The 14,968-nt window shown below is 68.0% G+C and carries 13 protein-coding genes; 9 read left to right on the top strand and 4 right to left on the bottom strand.

The annotated features are described in order from the left end of the window. Positions 1-111: 111 nt before the first annotated feature. A complete protein-coding gene (locus BMI01S_RS11265; RefSeq protein ID WP_036019896.1) occupies positions 112-1,350 on the top strand; it encodes a citrate/2-methylcitrate synthase in 1,239 nt (412 codons plus the stop codon). A 14-nt stretch (positions 1,351-1,364) separates the two neighbouring features. Here the strand turns inward: BMI01S_RS11265 and BMI01S_RS11270 are convergent, their stop codons facing one another. Next, positions 1,365-1,745 carry a DUF2917 domain-containing protein gene (locus BMI01S_RS11270; protein WP_028213405.1) on the bottom strand — a complete coding sequence of 127 codons (381 nt, stop codon included), beginning with the start codon at positions 1,743-1,745 and terminating at the stop codon, positions 1,365-1,367. Between the two features lie 217 nt (positions 1,746-1,962). On the opposite strand from BMI01S_RS11270, the gene BMI01S_RS11275 reads away from it, so the two are divergent. The 3 genes from BMI01S_RS11275 (at position 1,963) to BMI01S_RS11285 (ending at position 6,536) form a co-directional block, all read left to right on the top strand. Next, the gene (locus tag BMI01S_RS11275; protein WP_028230515.1) at positions 1,963-3,423 is read left to right on the top strand and encodes an aminotransferase-like domain-containing protein; all 1,461 of its coding nucleotides are present in this window, start codon (positions 1,963-1,965) and stop codon (positions 3,421-3,423) included. A 74-nt stretch (positions 3,424-3,497) separates the two neighbouring features. Then, positions 3,498-4,973: a multidrug transporter subunit MdtD gene (gene mdtD, locus BMI01S_RS11280; RefSeq protein ID WP_255217797.1), complete on the top strand. Its 1,476-nt coding sequence runs from the start codon at positions 3,498-3,500 to the stop codon at positions 4,971-4,973. Between the two features lie 297 nt (positions 4,974-5,270). Beyond that, a complete protein-coding gene (locus tag BMI01S_RS11285; protein WP_036019898.1) occupies positions 5,271-6,536 on the top strand; it encodes an EAL domain-containing protein in 1,266 nt (421 codons plus the stop codon). A 1-nt stretch (position 6,537) separates the two neighbouring features. On the opposite strand, the gene BMI01S_RS11290 is transcribed toward BMI01S_RS11285, so the two are convergent. Beyond that, positions 6,538-7,644: a sigma-70 family RNA polymerase sigma factor gene (locus BMI01S_RS11290; protein ID WP_051381374.1), complete on the bottom strand. Its 1,107-nt coding sequence runs from the start codon at positions 7,642-7,644 to the stop codon at positions 6,538-6,540. A 255-nt stretch (positions 7,645-7,899) separates the two neighbouring features. Here BMI01S_RS11290 and clpP point away from each other — a divergent pair, with 255 nt between their 5' ends. Next, positions 7,900-8,514, top strand: a complete 615-nt coding sequence (gene clpP, locus BMI01S_RS11295; RefSeq protein ID WP_028213409.1) for an ATP-dependent Clp endopeptidase proteolytic subunit ClpP — start codon at positions 7,900-7,902, stop codon at positions 8,512-8,514. 255 nt (positions 8,515-8,769) lie between these two features. Here the strand turns inward: clpP and sodB are convergent, their stop codons facing one another. Further along, on the bottom strand, positions 8,770-9,348 hold the full coding sequence (gene sodB, locus BMI01S_RS11305) for a superoxide dismutase [Fe] (RefSeq protein WP_028213411.1): 579 nt from the start codon (positions 9,346-9,348) through the stop codon (positions 8,770-8,772). Between the two features lie 446 nt (positions 9,349-9,794). Further along, complete coding sequence (gene xseA, locus BMI01S_RS11310) at positions 9,795-11,171, bottom strand: exodeoxyribonuclease VII large subunit (RefSeq protein ID WP_028213412.1); 1,377 nt, start codon at positions 11,169-11,171, stop codon at positions 9,795-9,797. A 509-nt stretch (positions 11,172-11,680) separates the two neighbouring features. On the opposite strand from xseA, the gene lpxK reads away from it, so the two are divergent. The 4 genes from lpxK (at position 11,681) to adk (ending at position 14,836) form a co-directional block, all read left to right on the top strand. After that, complete coding sequence (gene lpxK / locus BMI01S_RS11315; RefSeq protein ID WP_028213413.1) at positions 11,681-12,760, top strand: tetraacyldisaccharide 4'-kinase; 1,080 nt, start codon at positions 11,681-11,683, stop codon at positions 12,758-12,760. Further along, the gene (locus BMI01S_RS11320) at positions 12,741-12,944 is read left to right on the top strand and encodes a Trm112 family protein (RefSeq protein ID WP_028213414.1); all 204 of its coding nucleotides are present in this window, start codon (positions 12,741-12,743) and stop codon (positions 12,942-12,944) included. Before lpxK ends, BMI01S_RS11320 begins: the two co-directional genes overlap by 20 nt. Before the next feature lie 127 nt (positions 12,945-13,071). After that, positions 13,072-13,875, top strand: coding sequence for a 3-deoxy-manno-octulosonate cytidylyltransferase (gene kdsB / locus BMI01S_RS11325; RefSeq protein WP_028213415.1), 804 nt, complete (start codon positions 13,072-13,074; stop codon positions 13,873-13,875). 298 nt (positions 13,876-14,173) lie between these two features. Next, the gene (adk, locus tag BMI01S_RS11330; RefSeq protein ID WP_028213416.1) at positions 14,174-14,836 is read left to right on the top strand and encodes an adenylate kinase; all 663 of its coding nucleotides are present in this window, start codon (positions 14,174-14,176) and stop codon (positions 14,834-14,836) included. Positions 14,837-14,968 lie beyond the last annotated feature (132 nt).

Consider the following 14,968-nt stretch of genomic DNA (forward strand, 5'->3'; position numbering starts at 1 on the left):
GGTGATGTCACGGATCGTCGCGCCGCTCGAATCCCGAATCAATCTTGATTATCATGATCAACATAGATTGATTTGTCCTGTTCGAGGAGGCAAGGCACCGTGTCCAGCTATATGACCGCGGAGGAAGCCGCCGCCGAACTCGGTATCAGCCGCGCCACGCTCTATGCGTATGTCAGCCGCGGGCTCATCGCGTCGGCACCTTCGCCCGACGGGCGCCACAACCGCTATGCCGTCGCCGAAGTGCGGCGCCTCGCTCGCCGCAAGGCCGATGGCAAGCGCGCGGGCAAGGTCGCGCAGAAGGTGCTCGACTGGGGCGTGCCCGTGCTCGAATCGTCGATCACGCTGATCGCCGAAGGCAAGCTTTTCTATCGCGGCGAGGACGCCATCGCGCTCGCGCGCCAGGCTTCGCTGGAGGAAGTGGCCGCGCTGCTCTGGCAATGCGCGCCGCGCCGCGTGCTGCAGGCGCCCGAGGCGCCCATCGCGGCGGCGCAATGGTCTGCATGGCTGAAGATCTGGAGCGGGCACACGCCGCTCGAACGCGCGCTCGTGCTCCTGCCCGCCGCCGCCGCGCAAATGCCGCGCATCTGGGCACAGGCCCGCGACGCGCAGATCGACACCGGCGCCATGCTCATGCGCCTGCTCGCGGCGGCGCTCGTTTCCACTGCGCCGTCGAACGAGCCGCTGCACCGGCAGCTAGGCGAGGCATGGGGCGTACGTTCGCGCGCGCAAACCGATCTGTTGCGCGCGGCGCTCGTGCTGTGCGCGGACCATGAATTGAACGCCTCGACGTTCACGGTGCGCTGCATCACGTCCACCGGCACGCATCTGTTCGGCGCGGCAACGGGCGGCCTTGCCGCCCTCGCCGGCCCGCGCCACGGCGGCGAGACCGCTCGCGTGGCCGCGCTCTTCGACGAAGCGGCCCGCGCCGGCGACCTCCATCGCTACCTGGCCGAGCGTCTTGCGCCTGACGAGCGCGGCGCCGCGCCGACGCTCTCCGGCTTCGGCCACCCGCTCTATCCCGCTGGCGACCCGCGCGCTCGCCTGCTGCTCGATCTGCTCGCGCAGCGCGCGAGCGCGCGCTCGCCGATGGACGAAGTCGATGCGCTCGCCCAGGCCGTGGCCGAGACGAGCGGCGCGCGTCCGACGCTCGACTACGCGCTCGCTGCGATCGAGCGCGTGCTGGGGCTACCGCGTGGCGCGGCGTTCACGCTGTTCGCCGTGGGACGCGTGACGGGCTGGGTCGCGCACGCGCTGGAACAAGCCGCCGATGGCCGGCTGATCCGCCCGCGCGCCCGCTACGTGGGCGACATGGCAAGCGATGTCAGCAAGGTCGTGGGGCACATCCCATAACGCACGCCACCGCCTCAGCCCGCTGCCCGAACGCCCCACTGCCCGCGCACCGCCCAGCCGCGCAGCGCCTCGCCGAGGCGCGCGGCCGCACCGCGCGCACCCGCCGCGCGTGCGCGTTCCACATCGACCGGCTCCGCCGTCCGCGCCGGTGCAGCAGCGGTTGCGCCGCCCAGCGCGAGAGCGAAGCGCGCCCCTTCACGGCCCGCGCTCGCGTGGACGCGCACGCCCGCTACGAGCCGAATCGACTCGCCGGCGCGCAGCCAGTAGTCGCCGCCGTCGCCTGCGATCGTGAGCCAGAGTTCGCCTTCGCTCACGTGCAAGTGCATTGCCTCGGCCAGCCTCCAGCTTTCGACGGGCTCACCGTATTCCATTTCGAAGATTCGGATTTCGCGCATTGCCGTGCTCCTTGCAGATCGGCCGCCGAAACCCTCGGACGGCCACCGGAAGGCTTGCAGATGCGGACTTGAAGGCTCTTCCCGGTAGGAGCATTATTGCGGTCAGTGCCGCACGACCCCATGCACACTTACGCACAGTTAGCCCGGAACTGTGCAGCCGAAAAATCGAACAGTCCAGGCCGTGTCGAACTTCAGCCCGAAGCGAGACACCAGCGAGATCCCTATGAAACTCGAACTCGATCGCACGAGCGGCGTTCCGCTCACCGACCAGATCGTCAACGGCGTGCAGACCTGGATCCGTTCGCGCGTCGCGCATCCCGGCGCGCGCCTGCCGTCGATCCGCCAGTTCGCGGCCGACTACGCGATCAGCCGCTTTCCCGTGATCGAGGCGTACGACCGGCTCGTCTCGCTCGGCTACCTCGACTCTCGCCACGGCTCGGGCTTCTATGTGAGCGAGTATGCGCACGCGGGGCTGTCGGGCATGGGCACCTGCGACCTCACGAACGCCGCCGACGAGTCGGGCCATCTGCTCAGCCAGATGGAGCGCGGGGGCGAACTGCTGCAGCTCGACAGCGGCTCGATTCCGGTGGCATGGCGCGACGTCGACGCGATCGGCCAGGCGATCCGCCACGTCTCGCGCAGCGACCCCGCGAGCCTCGTCGACTACGGCACGCCAATGGGAGACGCCACCCTGCGCGAGCACCTGCGCAACCGGCTCGCGCCGCTCGGCATCGCCGCGCAGTCGCAGCAGATCCTCGTCACCGAAGGCGCGAGCGAGGGCTTCGACCTGCTCCTGCGCTACATGCTCAAGCCCGGCGACACGGCCTTCGTCGAGGATCCCGGCTACTACAACCTGTACGGCCTGCTCAAACTGCATGGCGTGCGCCTCGTGGGCATCCGCCGCACGTCGAGCGGGCCCGACCTCGATCACCTGCACGCGATGCTCGCCGAGCACCGCCCGCGCGCGTTCTTCGTCAACACGGTGTTCCACAACCCCACCGGCTCGACGATCGCGCCACCCGTGGCGTTCCGGCTGCTCCAGCTCGCGCGCGAGCACCGCTTCACGATCGTCGAGGACGACATCTACGCCGATTTTCAGGCCGACCCGACCGACCGGCTCGCCGCGCTCGACCAGTTCGAGCACGTCGTGTACGTGGGCGGGCTCTCGAAAACACTCTCCTCGTCGCTGCGGGTGGGCTATGTCGTGGCGAACCCGGCGATCGTGCGCGATCTCGCGGCCATCAAGGCGCTCACCACCATCAGCGGCTCGCGTTTCGCGCAGGCCGTCGCCGCCACGCTGCTCGAGCGCGGCGCCTATCGCAAGTACCTCGACCGGCTGCGCCGGCGCATCGCCGAGGCGCAAGGGTCGGCCACGCGCACGCTCGAAGCCCATGGCTGGGAACTGTTCGGCGGCCCTGCGTCCGCAACGGCCGCAACGGCGAGCGCGGCGCGCGGCTATGCGCAGACGGGCGGCAAGTTCGTCTGGGCCCGCGTGCCGCACATGGACGATTCGACGCGGCTCGCGGCCTGCGGCGAACCGCTCGGCGTGGCGGTCTCGCCGGGCAGTCACTTCCGCCCGCACGGCGAGCCGAGCCCGTGGATCCGCATCAACGTCGCGCTCACGCATGATCCGCGCGCCCAGGCGTTCTTCGCGGCGGCGGCGCAGCTACGCGGATAAACGCCTTTCCCGGGGACGCGGCGGCCGCGGCGCCGCGGAACCGCTAACTGCGCGTGCAGGGCGTTTTCCCTACAATGGCGCTTGCCTGCGAGCCCCACTCCCCGCCCATGTCCGAATCCGCCGCCGCGTCCAGCACTGCCCCGTCTCCCCGCTCCTTGTCCGTGATGCTGTGGCTCGTCGCCACCGGCTTCTTCATGCAGACGCTCGATTCGACCATCGTCAACACGGCGTTGCCGGCGATGGCCAGAAGTCTCGGCGAACTACCGTTGCGCATGCAATCAGTCGTGATCGCGTATTCGCTCACGATGGCGGTGATGATTCCGGTGTCGGGCTGGCTCGCGGACAAACTCGGCACACGCCGCGTGTTTCTCGGCGCGATCTTCGTGTTCACCGTCGGCTCGCTGCTGTGCGCGAGCGCGCATACGCTGAACCAGCTCGTGCTCTCGCGCATCGCGCAGGGCGTGGGCGGCGCGATGCTGCTGCCGGTCGGCCGCCTTGCCGTGCTGCGCACGTTTCCAGCCGAGCGCTATCTGCCCGCGCTCTCGTTCGTGGCGATTCCGGGCTTGATCGGCCCGCTCATCGGCCCGACGCTGGGCGGCTGGCTCGTGCAGATCGCCTCGTGGCACTGGATCTTTCTCATTAACGTGCCCGTGGGCGTGGTGGGCTGCGTCGCCACCTTCATCTTCATGCCGGACAGCCGCAACCCCGAGACGCCGCGCTTCGACCTGCCAGGCTACCTGCTGCTCGTCACGGGCATGGTGGCGATCTCGTTCGCCCTCGACGGGCGCGCCGAGTTCGGCATCCAGCACGCCACCGTGCTCGTGCTCTTCATCCTCTCGCTCGCCGCGTTCGTGGCCTACGGCCTGCACGCGGTGCGCACGCCCCAGCCCATCTTCTCGCTCGATCTCTTCAAGATCCACACCTTCAGCGTGGGCCTGCTCGGCAATCTGTTCGCGCGCATCGGCAGCGGCGCGATGCCGTATCTGATACCGCTGCTGCTGCAGGTGGCGCTCGGCTACACGGCGTTCCAGGCAGGTCTCATGATGCTGCCCACCGCAGCCGCGGGCATGTTCTCCAAGCGCCTCGTCACGTATCTCATCATGCGCCACGGCTACCGCCGCGTGCTGGTCTCGAACACGGTGCTGGTCGGCCTCATGATGGCGAGCTTCGCGCTTTCCACGCCCAACGAACCGCTGTGGATGCGCATCGCGCAGCTCGCGCTGTTCGGCGCCGTCAACTCGATGCAGTTCACGGCGATGAACACCCTCACGCTCAAGGATCTCGGTACCGGCGGCGCGAGCAGCGGCAACAGCCTCTTCTCGCTCGTGCAGATGCTCTCAATGAGCCTCGGCGTGACTGTCGCCGGTGCGCTGCTCACCACCTTCACGGGCATCATCGCCCACAAGACGGACGCGAACGTGATCCCGGCGTTCCACGCGACGTTCATTTGCGTCGGCATCATCACGGCGGCCTCCTCGTGGATCTTCGGGCAGCTCTCGCCGGACCTGCGGCGCACCGCGAAGCGGACCGATCCGTCCGAACGGACCTGACAACCGCGCGGCTGAGGCGCCGCGCTTGTCACACTGAGTTGCCACCCTGAACTCGCAGCCGGCGCGCGCACCGCGAAGGTGCAGCGAGCGCCTCCCGGCCGTGCGCGGCTCGCACCCACGACAGCTTCCCGCACCAGCGAGTGCACCATCGAGCGCATCTTTTACGAAACAGCGCGGCCCCTGCATGGCCAATGGCCGCGGGAACCGGGACTTGCATACTTTTTGCTGTCCTATCCTGTAAACTTGACGCTCACCCGTCCAGCCCGCCATGCGCCCCATCGAATATTCCTGACCAGCATGATCGACATCGATCCCCCCGGCTACCAGTCACGCCCGATCGCGGGCGAGGAAGGCGCCCGCCGCACGGTGCTATACGGCGGCTACACCGTCTTCAGCGTGTTTCAGCCCGTGTTTTCGGTCGCGCACCGGCGCGCGATCGGCTATCACGCATCACTGCGCGCGCACGACGAGCAGGGCCAGCAGGCGCCGTCGCAGGAGGTGTTCACGCAGGCGGCGCGGCGCGGCGACCTGCTGGAACTCGGCCGCCTCGCGGAATCGCTGCATCTGGGCAATTTCAACGCCTTCGATTCGCATGACGAATGGCTGTTCCTGAGCCTGCATCCGGCCGCGCTCATGGACACGAGCTACGGCGACGCCCTGCTTGCCGGCCTCAAGGCGCTCGGCCTGCAGCCGCAGCGCGTGGTGCTCGAAGTGTCGGAGCAGGCAGGCGGCGAGAACTCGCGCTTCGCGGAAATCATCGACGGGCTGCGCAAGGCGGGCTTCGTGATCGCGCTGGATGGCTTCGGCGCGAAGCATTCCAACATCGACCGCGTGTGGCAAGTGCGCCCCGACATCGTCACGCTCGACCGCAGCCTGCTCGCCCAGGCGAGCCGCCACGCGCATATCGAGCGCGTGCTGCCGGGGCTCGTCTCGATGCTGCACGAGTCGGGCCAGCTCGTGCTGGTGGGCGGTTTGTCGACCGAGCGCGACGCGCTGATCGCGCTGGAGAGCAACGCCGATTTCGTGCAGGGCGCCTGGTTTGCACCGCCCGATGTCGAGCCGGTGCCGCCCGCCAAGGCCGCACAGCTCATGGAAGACCTTTCCGCGCGCCTGCGCGAGTCCGTGAGCGCGCGCGAACGGGCACAATGCGCGCGCCTCGCACCCTACGTGAACGCGATCGAGGCCGCAGCGAAGCAGCTTGCCGGGGGCGCGAGCATGAGCGACGCCACCTTGCCGCTGCTCGGCCTCGACGACACGGCGCGCTGCTTTCTGCTCGATGCGTCCGGCCGCCAGATCGGCGACAACGTGCTGCCCGACGGCCGCACGTCGCAACGCGCCAAGCGCTTTCGGCCGCTGCTGCATTCGGAGGGGGCGAGCTGGGAGCGGCGGCCTTACTTCATCGGTGCGATGAAGACGCCGGGCAGCGTTCAGTTCACGCCGCCCTATCTGTCGATCAACGAGGCGCACTTGTGTGTGACAGCCTCGATCTCCGCGCAAACGCCGCACGGCGTGCAAGTGCTTTGCGTCGACATCAACTGGGAATCGGCGGCACGGCGCGTGTAGTTCACGCGACGACGAGCGGCTCGGCAAGCGTCGTCGCGCCGCCGTCCACGGCCCACGCCCGCGCGGTGGCGGCGCGCGTCAAGGCCGCACTGCTTTCCGTGGCAATGCGGGCGAGCAGCTTGTGCACCGCCCCGCCGCCGAAGGCGCGATTGGCCGCCGAGAGCGCGCGCCCAGCGCCCGCTGCGGCAACGCAGACAACCGGCTCGAGCCGACCGTCCCCGCCGTCGCACAGATGCAGCCAGGCCGCCAGCTCGCCGTCCTGCGCGACCAGCACCACGCCCGGTTCGCCTTCCAGCGAGAGCGCTTCCGCCCGCAGCAAAGACGCGGTGGGCGCCTCGTGCCCAGCCCGGCTGCTGGAAACGCCAGCCACGCTCGCCGCGACCAGCGCGGTTGCCGTCACGCCCAGCAGATCCATCAATCCCGCGCGATCCTGTGCATGCAGCACGTCGCGCAACCGCTCCACGGTGCGTGCATGGCGAGCCTTGTCCGCCGGAGCCGCATGGGGCGCGGCCTCGCGCGCCAGCCGCAGGCGGGCGCGCCGCACGATCTGGCGGCAATGCTCGTTCGTGCAGCCGGTGAGCGCGCCGATCTGCGCGTAGTCGCAGTCGAAGGCCTCGCGCAGCACGAACACGGCCTGCTCGAGCGGTCCCAATCGCTCCAGCATGAACATCAGTGCGTCCGAGAGCCGCGCCGCGCGCAGGCCCGCTTCCTCCGCCGAGGGTGCCGCCTCCTCGATCCACGCCGGCTCATATTCGCCCGCGCTCTCGCGCCGCAAGCGCCGCAGCCTGTCGATGGCGAGCCGCACGGTGACCGTGGCGAGCCAGCCGTGCGGTGCGCGCAACGCCTTCGCGTCGGCGGCGCGCCAACGGAACCAGGCGTCCTGCACGACGTCCTCGGCCTCCGCGCGGCTGCCCAGCACGCGCGAGGCCAGCGCGATCAGCCGCCCGCGCGCCTCGCCGAAGGCGGCGGCGCGGCGCGCTTCGGTCCACTCTTCGCACCACGTCTCTTCTTGCGGACCGGGTTCGTCGTGCGCCGGGGTCGCAGTCTCATTGCGCGCGACGTCCTCTCCACTCGCTCCGAGACGCGTCGAATCGATTGCCTGGGTCATCCTCTTCGCTCCTTCGCAGTGCCTGTTTCGCTCCTGCCGTTGTCCTCATGACGATCTGAACCCGGCCCGCGTGACAAACGCGTGCAAAAAAATTTTCGTCACGCGGCGGTCGCGCCGGGCGTCATGTGGGCAGTGGCGCGAGTGCGCCGCCAACTTCAACTGCGCCGATGGAAAAACGCGAGGATTCTCATGCCGCTCTTTGCCCCAACTTCTGCTTCGCCTTTCGCCCCACCCTTTGAACCGCATCATGCAGCATTGCCGCCGAGCGCGCTCAATCTCGTCCCGACCGTGATCGAAACTTCGGGTCGCGGCGAGCGCGCCTACGACATCTACTCGCGGCTGCTGCGCGAGCGCATCGTGTTCCTCGTCGGGCCGGTGACCGAGCAGACCGCGAGCCTCGTGGTCGCGCAGCTGCTCTTTCTCGAAGCGGAAAATCCGGAAAAGGACATCAGCCTCTATATCAACTCGCCGGGCGGTTCGGTCTACGACGGACTCGCGATCCACGACACGATGCAGTTCATCAAGCCCGATGTCTCGACGCTCTGCACCGGTTTCGCCGCCAGCATGGGCTCGTTTCTGCTCGCCGCGGGCACACACGGAAAACGATTCGCACTGCCAAACGCACGTATCATGATCCACCAGCCTTCCGGCGGCGGCCAGGGCACCGCCGCCGACGTCGAACTGCAGGCGCGCGAGATCATTTACCAGCGTGAACGCCTGAACGCGATGCTCGCTGCACACACCGGGCGCGACATCGAGCAGGTCGCGCACGACAGCGACCGCGACAACTTCATGTCGGCGCAGGCCGCGGCAGACTACGGCCTGATCGACCGCGTGCTGACTTCGCGCGATGATGCGCTACTGCGCTAAAGCGTCGGGCGGCGGATCACCGGCTCAAACTCGTGTTCATTGAAGATGCCGCTTCGGGTCTGGGCAAAGCGATGCATCACGTCTCGTTCGAGAAGCTGTTTCGCCGGATGGGTCACGTGCTCGATGCAGGAAACCCTCGCCGCGTTTGCGTGAAGCGGCGTGAAGCGATTCGCGCACAAGCAAAAAAGCCCTCGATAAAATCGAGGGCTTTTTCATGCGCCCCGCAAACCGGCGGCGCAAGCAACGGACTTCGAATTACGCGAAGTTCTGCGCTGCGAAGTTCCAGTTCACGATGTTCCAGAACGCTTCGACGAACTTCGGACGCGCGTTGCGGTAATCGATGTAGTAAGCGTGTTCCCACACGTCGATCGTGAGGAGCGGCTTGGCGTCGGTCGTGAGCGGCGTGGCGGCGTTGCTGGTCGACACGATGTCGAGCGAGCCGTCAGCCTTCTTCACGAGCCACGTCCAACCCGAGCCGAAGTTGCCGACTGCGGCCTTCGTGAAGGCTTCCTTGAATGCGTCGTAGGAACCCCACTTGGCGTTGATCGCGTCGCCGAGCGCGCCCGACGGTGCGCCACCGCCCTGCGGGGAGAGGCTGTTCCAGAAGAACGTGTGATTCCAGATCTGGGCCGCGTTGTTGAACACGCCGCCCGACGACTTCTTGACGATCTCTTCGAGCGAGAGCTTTTCGAACTCGGTGCCCGGAACGAGGTTGTTCAGATTCGTGACGTAAGCCTGGTGGTGCTTGCCGTAGTGGAACTCGAGCGTCTCTTCCGACATGTGCGGAGCGAGGGCGTTCTTCGCGAACGGCAGCGGCGGGAGCGTAAATGACATGATGCGGTTCCTTCGTCGTGTTATGGGGAGTTCTGCGTGACAACCGGCATGGAGCACTCGATTGTAGGCGAGTTGGAATAACCCCGCAAACGCGCGGCCTTTATGCCGGTGATCCTTTTCCGCGGGGCTTTTGCGCATGTTCGGCCTCGCAGTTTTGCGCCGGTTCCCCGGGGGTCGATGGTGCAGTTGCTGCAGCGGCTGCAAGCCGCACGACGCGCCGTTTAGCGGCGCTCGCACAGTGCTTCCGACGCCGTGCGCGCGGATGCTTGCATGCCGCAATGCCGCTGCAAGATTCGCGCAACGGTCATGCAAACTTCCTGCAACGAAACGGCAACAATCGCCAGCACGCGCCAGCCGCCACAGCACGGCGTCGCGGCAGCGCGATCGCGCGAGCCCTTGCGTCGGGAGCAAGTCGCGCGCCTGGCGGCTTGCCTCGCGGCCCGTCGTTAGAAGCCGTCCGCCAGACGCGGCTGCACATCGGCGAGCGCGACGTCGGCGCTGCCTTGCGCGAGATGCACCGTGAGCCGCTTGCCGGGCTTGAGCGCGGCGGGCGAGCGCACGGCGGCACCGGTTTGCGCATCGAGCAGCGCCGCATAGCCGCGCTCGAACGTGCGCTGCGGGCTCAGCACTTCGAGGCGCGCCGCGAGTTCCGACACGCATGCCGCTTCGCGCTCGCGCCGACGCGCGAAGGCGCCGTCCAGACGCCGGCCGAGCGACTCCACGCGGGTGCGCTGCGCCGTGGCGTCGGGGCGTGCGCGCTGCCAGCGCATCTGCATGACGTTCAGACGCGCGCGCGCCTCGGCGCTGGCGCGCGAGCCCGCCGATGCGAGCCGTATCGCGAGCTGGCGCAGATGCGCGCGCTGCTGCGCCAGCCGCTCGACGGGCGAGACGAGCCGGCGCGCCAGCCAGTCGAGCTGCTGCGCGCGCCGCTCGAGCAGCCGCCCGAAATCGCGCGCGAGCGCGGCATGCCGCTGGTCGAGATCGCGCAGCAGCACCGTGCGCTGCGGACTGACGAGTTCCGCCGCGCCCGTCGGCGTGGGCGCGCGCACGTCGGCGGCAAAATCGGCGATCGTGAAATCGGTTTCGTGCCCGACGCCGCTCACCACGGGGATCGCACTGGCCGCAATCGCCCGCGCGAGCGTTTCATCGTTGAACGACCACAAATCCTCGATGGATCCGCCGCCGCGGCACAGCACGAGGACATCCACCTCATTGCGCGCGTTCGCGGTCTCGAGCATCGCCGTCAGCTTTTCGGCCGAGCCCGCGCCCTGCACCGGCGCCGGATAGATGATCACCGGCACGTGGGGCGCACGCCGGCACAAGGTGGTCAGCACATCGCGCAGCGCGGCGGCCTGCATCGACGTAATCACGCCGATGGCGCGCGGGTGCACAGGCATCGCTCGCTTGCGCGCGGGATCGAACAGCCCTTCGGCCTCCAGTTGCGCCTTCAGGCGCAGGAAGGCTTCGTAGAGCCGACCCTGGCCGGTGCGCCGGACGGCCTCGACGTTCAGCTGCAACTCGCCGCGCGGCTCGTACATCGTGACCAGCGCCCGCACTTCGATGCGGTCGCCTTCGCGCGGCGTGAAATCGGCGTACTGGGCGCGACCGCGGAACATCACACAGCGGATCTGCGCCTGGGCGTCCTTGATCGAGAAGTACCAGTGGCCGCTCGCGGCCCGCGTGAAATTGGAAACTTCGCCCGAGATCCAGGCGAGGGGGAACGTGCGCTCCAGCATCGAGGCAATCGCGCGGTTGAGCGCCGAGACCGGCACGACGACGTCGCCCGAAGATGCTGAGGAAGCGGAGAATCGGTCGGATAGCATGCGAAAGGTAATGGAAATGCATCGGCCGGACAGACGATAGACCGTTCGGGGGGCGCGAGTCCAGCACGAATGAGACCCGGCCCGCAACCCTGGCGAGGTGTCCACACCGGCTGCGTCATGCGGCACGATGCCGTCGAAATCCATGCAAACGCTGACAAATATGCGCATCCGGTTGATTTGCAAAGGTTTTTTATCTCTATAACCCGCTCGCCGCCCGATGGAATGTCCGGAGAATGGGCCTTCCAGCCTCTCCGGCTCCTATTTCTCCACAAAGTTATCCACAGGCCGCGATTTTCCGGGGTTTCTCCCGGCTAGCGCGCAGCCGATGAATTGCGGGCGGACAGGCAACTTGCCGCGCGCCGCCGACCCGCGCTAGAGTGCCGGGTTCACGATCGCCTGCTCCCCATCAGGCGCATGGCGCTCACCTCGAACCGGAGAACCGACCCGATGCCCGCCCTGACCGTCAGCTTTGCGCATCCCGCGTCCGGCGCTTCGCGCGCTGATTGCCAATGAGCGGCCCCGCCCTCAGCCTGAAGGATCGTCTCGAAGCGCAATTCGCGCACGCGTGGCAGCGGCGCGGCGCGCTCGCCTGGGCACTCGCGCCGCTTGCCGCCGTGTTCGCCGCCGTGAGCGGCGCACGCCGCGCCGCGTTTGCGGCGGGCTGGCTCAAGAGCGTGCGCGTGGGCGTGCCCGTGGTGGTGGTCGGCAACGTGACCGTGGGCGGCACGGGCAAGACGCCCACCGTGATCGCGCTGGTCGAGGCGCTGCGCGCGGCGGGCTTCTCGCCCGGGGTGGTCTCGCGCGGCTACGGCGCGAAAATCGAGCGCCCCACGCTCGTCACGCCGGACACGCCGCCCCGGCTCTGCGGCGACGAACCCTTGCTGATCGCCCGCCGCACAGGCGTGCCCGTGTGGGTCTCCCCCGACCGCGTCGCGGCGGCCACGGCGCTATGCTGCGCCCACCGCGACGTCGATGTAATCGTGAGCGACGACGGCCTGCAGCACTACCGCCTCGCGCGCGACGTCGAAATCGTGGTGTTCGATCATCGCCTCGGCGGCAACGGCTTTCTGCTGCCCGCGGGCCCGCTGCGCGAGCCGCTCTCGCGCCGGCGCGACGCCACGCTCGTCAACAATCCATTCGAGCGCACGCTGCCGGCCTGGCCCAATACGTTCGCGCTCAAGCTCGAGCCCGGCGATGCCTGGCATCTCGCCAGCCCGGCGCTGCGCCGCCCGCTCGCGCAGTTCGCGGCGGGCGCGGCCACACCGGGGCAAGGCGCCGGGGCGCACGGCTCGCAGGCGGCCGTACGCCTCGTGGCGGCGGCCGGCATCGGCTCGCCGGAGCGTTTTTTCGCGACGCTGCGCGCGGCGGGCCTCGCGCCGCAAACCATGCCGCTGCCTGACCACTACACGTACGCGACCAACCCGTTCGCCGATGTGGTCGCCGACGCGATCCTGGTCACGGAAAAGGATGCAGTAAAATTGGGGGCTTGGAACGATGCGCGCATCTGGGTCGTCCCCGTGGAAGCCGCGCTCGATCATCGCCTTATCACCCTGGTTGTGGAGAAACTCCGTGGACGCTCGTCTGCTTGAAATCCTGGTCTGCCCGATCTGCAAGGGTCCGCTCAGCTACGACCGCGCCGCGCAGGAGCTGATCTGCAGTGCGGACAAGCTCGCCTACCCGATCCGCGACGGCATCCCCGTCATGCTCGTCGACGAAGCGCGTCAAACCGTGGAAGGCACGCCGGTCGATCCGGCCGGCCCGGGCGCCGCATAAGACCCCGCGGGCCGCGCCCCTCCCCCGTCTGGAAGCCGAACCCTTGCGCGCCGCCTGCGGCGCGCTGCCGTTTCCAGATCCGGTTTTCTCTTTCCCCTCCCGTCTTCGTTCCTTGCTCGAACCGGTCATGACTGCTCCCGTGCAACCCTTTATCGCCGTCGTGCCGGCGCGTCTCGCCTCCACGCGGCTGCCCAACAAACCGCTCGCCGACATCGGCGGCAAGCCAATGGTGGTGCGCGTGGCCGAGCGCGCGCGCGATTCGGGCGCGCAGCAGGTGCTGATCGCTTCGGACGCGCAAACCGTGCTCGACGCCGCCCGCGCGCACGGCTTCGAAGCCGTGCTCACGCGCGCGGATCATCCCTCGGGCACCGACCGCCTCGCGGAAGTCGCCGAGCATTTCGGCTGGAGCGACGACACCATCGTGGTGAACGTGCAGGGCGACGAGCCGTTGATCGACCCGGCGCTCGTGTGCGACGTTGCGTCGCATCTCGCCGCGCACCCCGAATGCGCGATCGCAACCGCGGCGCATCCCATCTCGGCACCCGACGAAATCTTCAGCCCGAACGTCGTGAAGGTCGTGCTGGACGCGCGCGGCGTGGCGCTCTATTTCTCGCGCGCACCCATTCCCTGGGCCCGCGACGCATGGCAGCCGCACTGGTCGCCGGCGCGTCTCGATCTCGGCGCAATGCCCGCCCCGCCTGCCCCCGCGACGGTTTACCGTCACATCGGCCTGTACGCGTATCGCGCGAAATTCCTGCGCAGCTACCCCTCGCTCGAGCACTCGCCGATCGAGCAGGTCGAGGCGCTTGAACAGCTTCGCGCGATGTGGCACGGCGAGCGCATCGCGGTACTGGTCACGCAGGAAGCGCCGGCGCCGGGCGTCGACACCCCGGCTGATCTCGCACGCGTGCAGGCGCTATACCGGCCTTAATTCCGTCCGTGGAGCAAAAATCCCATGGCATAATCAATTGTTAGCGCGAGCCGTCTAAAGCCTCTATGCGTCGGGATTTCCCCGCTTTGAGGCACCGCCCCGCAGCGCCGCTCCGTGTCCCAGGCAGGTCACGGGGACCGGGCGAAAGCCGCGCGGGACGTCTCGCCGCCCCCGCCAGCACGCGCCTCGACGGCCGTGAAAGCATGGTCGAGGAGACGCACGAACGCCGCGGATACCGCCCCACCGTGTGGGTCAGCCGCCGCGCCGCAAGAATTCACACAGATCGGAGATTGTTCACATGCGTTTGATCCTGTTGGGCGCCCCCGGTGCGGGCAAGGGAACCCAGGCAAACTTCATCAAGGAGAAGTTCGGCATCCCGCAAATCTCGACGGGCGACATGCTGCGCGCGGCCGTCAAGGCCGGTACGCCGCTTGGCCTCGAAGCGAAGCGTTTCATGGACGCCGGCGAGCTCGTGACCGACGAGCTCATCATCAATCTCGTGAAGGAACGCCTTCAGGAGCCCGACTGCAAGAACGGCTACCTGTTCGACGGTTTTCCGCGCACGCTGCCGCAAGCCGAAGCGATGAAGCAGGCTGGCGTCGCGATCGACTACGTGCTCGAAATCGACGTTCCGTTCGACGAAATCATCACGCGCATGAGCGGCCGCCGCATGCACCCGGCTTCGGGCCGCACGTATCACGTCAAGTTCAATCCGCCCAAGGTGGACATGACGGACGACATAACGGGCGAGCCGCTGGTCCAGCGCGACGACGACAAGGAAGAGACGGTGCGCAAGCGTCTGGATGTGTACGTCGCCCAGACCAAGCCCCTCATCGCGTACTACAGCGACTGGGCGAAGCGCGGCGAGGAAAACGGCCTGAAAGCGCCGCAGTATCGCGCGATCTCGGGCCTCGGCAGCGTGGACGAGATTCGCGAGCGCGCGTTCGAAGCGCTCAAGTAAGCGATTCGAGCTCCGGATTCAAAGTCCTGATTCAAAGTCCTGATCCAAAGTCCGATTAGTGGCCGGTCTCGGCACACTTGCTGGTTTGCCTGCGGGCCGGCTGGCGCCGCACTCCCGATGTGACTCGGGACG

It is taken from the genome of Paraburkholderia mimosarum LMG 23256 = NBRC 106338, assembly GCF_000739815.1.
GTDB lineage: Bacteria > Pseudomonadota > Gammaproteobacteria > Burkholderiales > Burkholderiaceae > Paraburkholderia > Paraburkholderia mimosarum.

Excerpts from the sequence above, each read along its gene's own strand:
- BMI01S_RS11265 (WP_036019896.1), top strand. The coding sequence starts at position 112 with ATGACCGCGGAGGAAGCCGCCGCCGAACTCGGTATCAGCCGCGCCACG.
- BMI01S_RS11270 (WP_028213405.1), bottom strand. The coding sequence starts at position 1,745 with ATGCGCGAAATCCGAATCTTCGAAATGGAATACGGTGAGCCCGTCGAA.
- mdtD (WP_255217797.1), top strand. The coding sequence starts at position 3,498 with ATGGCGCTTGCCTGCGAGCCCCACTCCCCGCCCATGTCCGAATCCGCC.
- BMI01S_RS11285 (WP_036019898.1), top strand. The coding sequence starts at position 5,271 with ATGATCGACATCGATCCCCCCGGCTACCAGTCACGCCCGATCGCGGGC.
- BMI01S_RS11290 (WP_051381374.1), bottom strand. The coding sequence starts at position 7,644 with ATGACCCAGGCAATCGATTCGACGCGTCTCGGAGCGAGTGGAGAGGAC.
- sodB (WP_028213411.1), bottom strand. The coding sequence starts at position 9,348 with ATGTCATTTACGCTCCCGCCGCTGCCGTTCGCGAAGAACGCCCTCGCT.
- xseA (WP_028213412.1), bottom strand. The coding sequence starts at position 11,171 with ATGCTATCCGACCGATTCTCCGCTTCCTCAGCATCTTCGGGCGACGTC.
- lpxK (WP_028213413.1), top strand. The coding sequence starts at position 11,681 with ATGAGCGGCCCCGCCCTCAGCCTGAAGGATCGTCTCGAAGCGCAATTC.
- kdsB (WP_028213415.1), top strand. The coding sequence starts at position 13,072 with ATGACTGCTCCCGTGCAACCCTTTATCGCCGTCGTGCCGGCGCGTCTC.
- adk (WP_028213416.1), top strand. The coding sequence starts at position 14,174 with ATGCGTTTGATCCTGTTGGGCGCCCCCGGTGCGGGCAAGGGAACCCAG.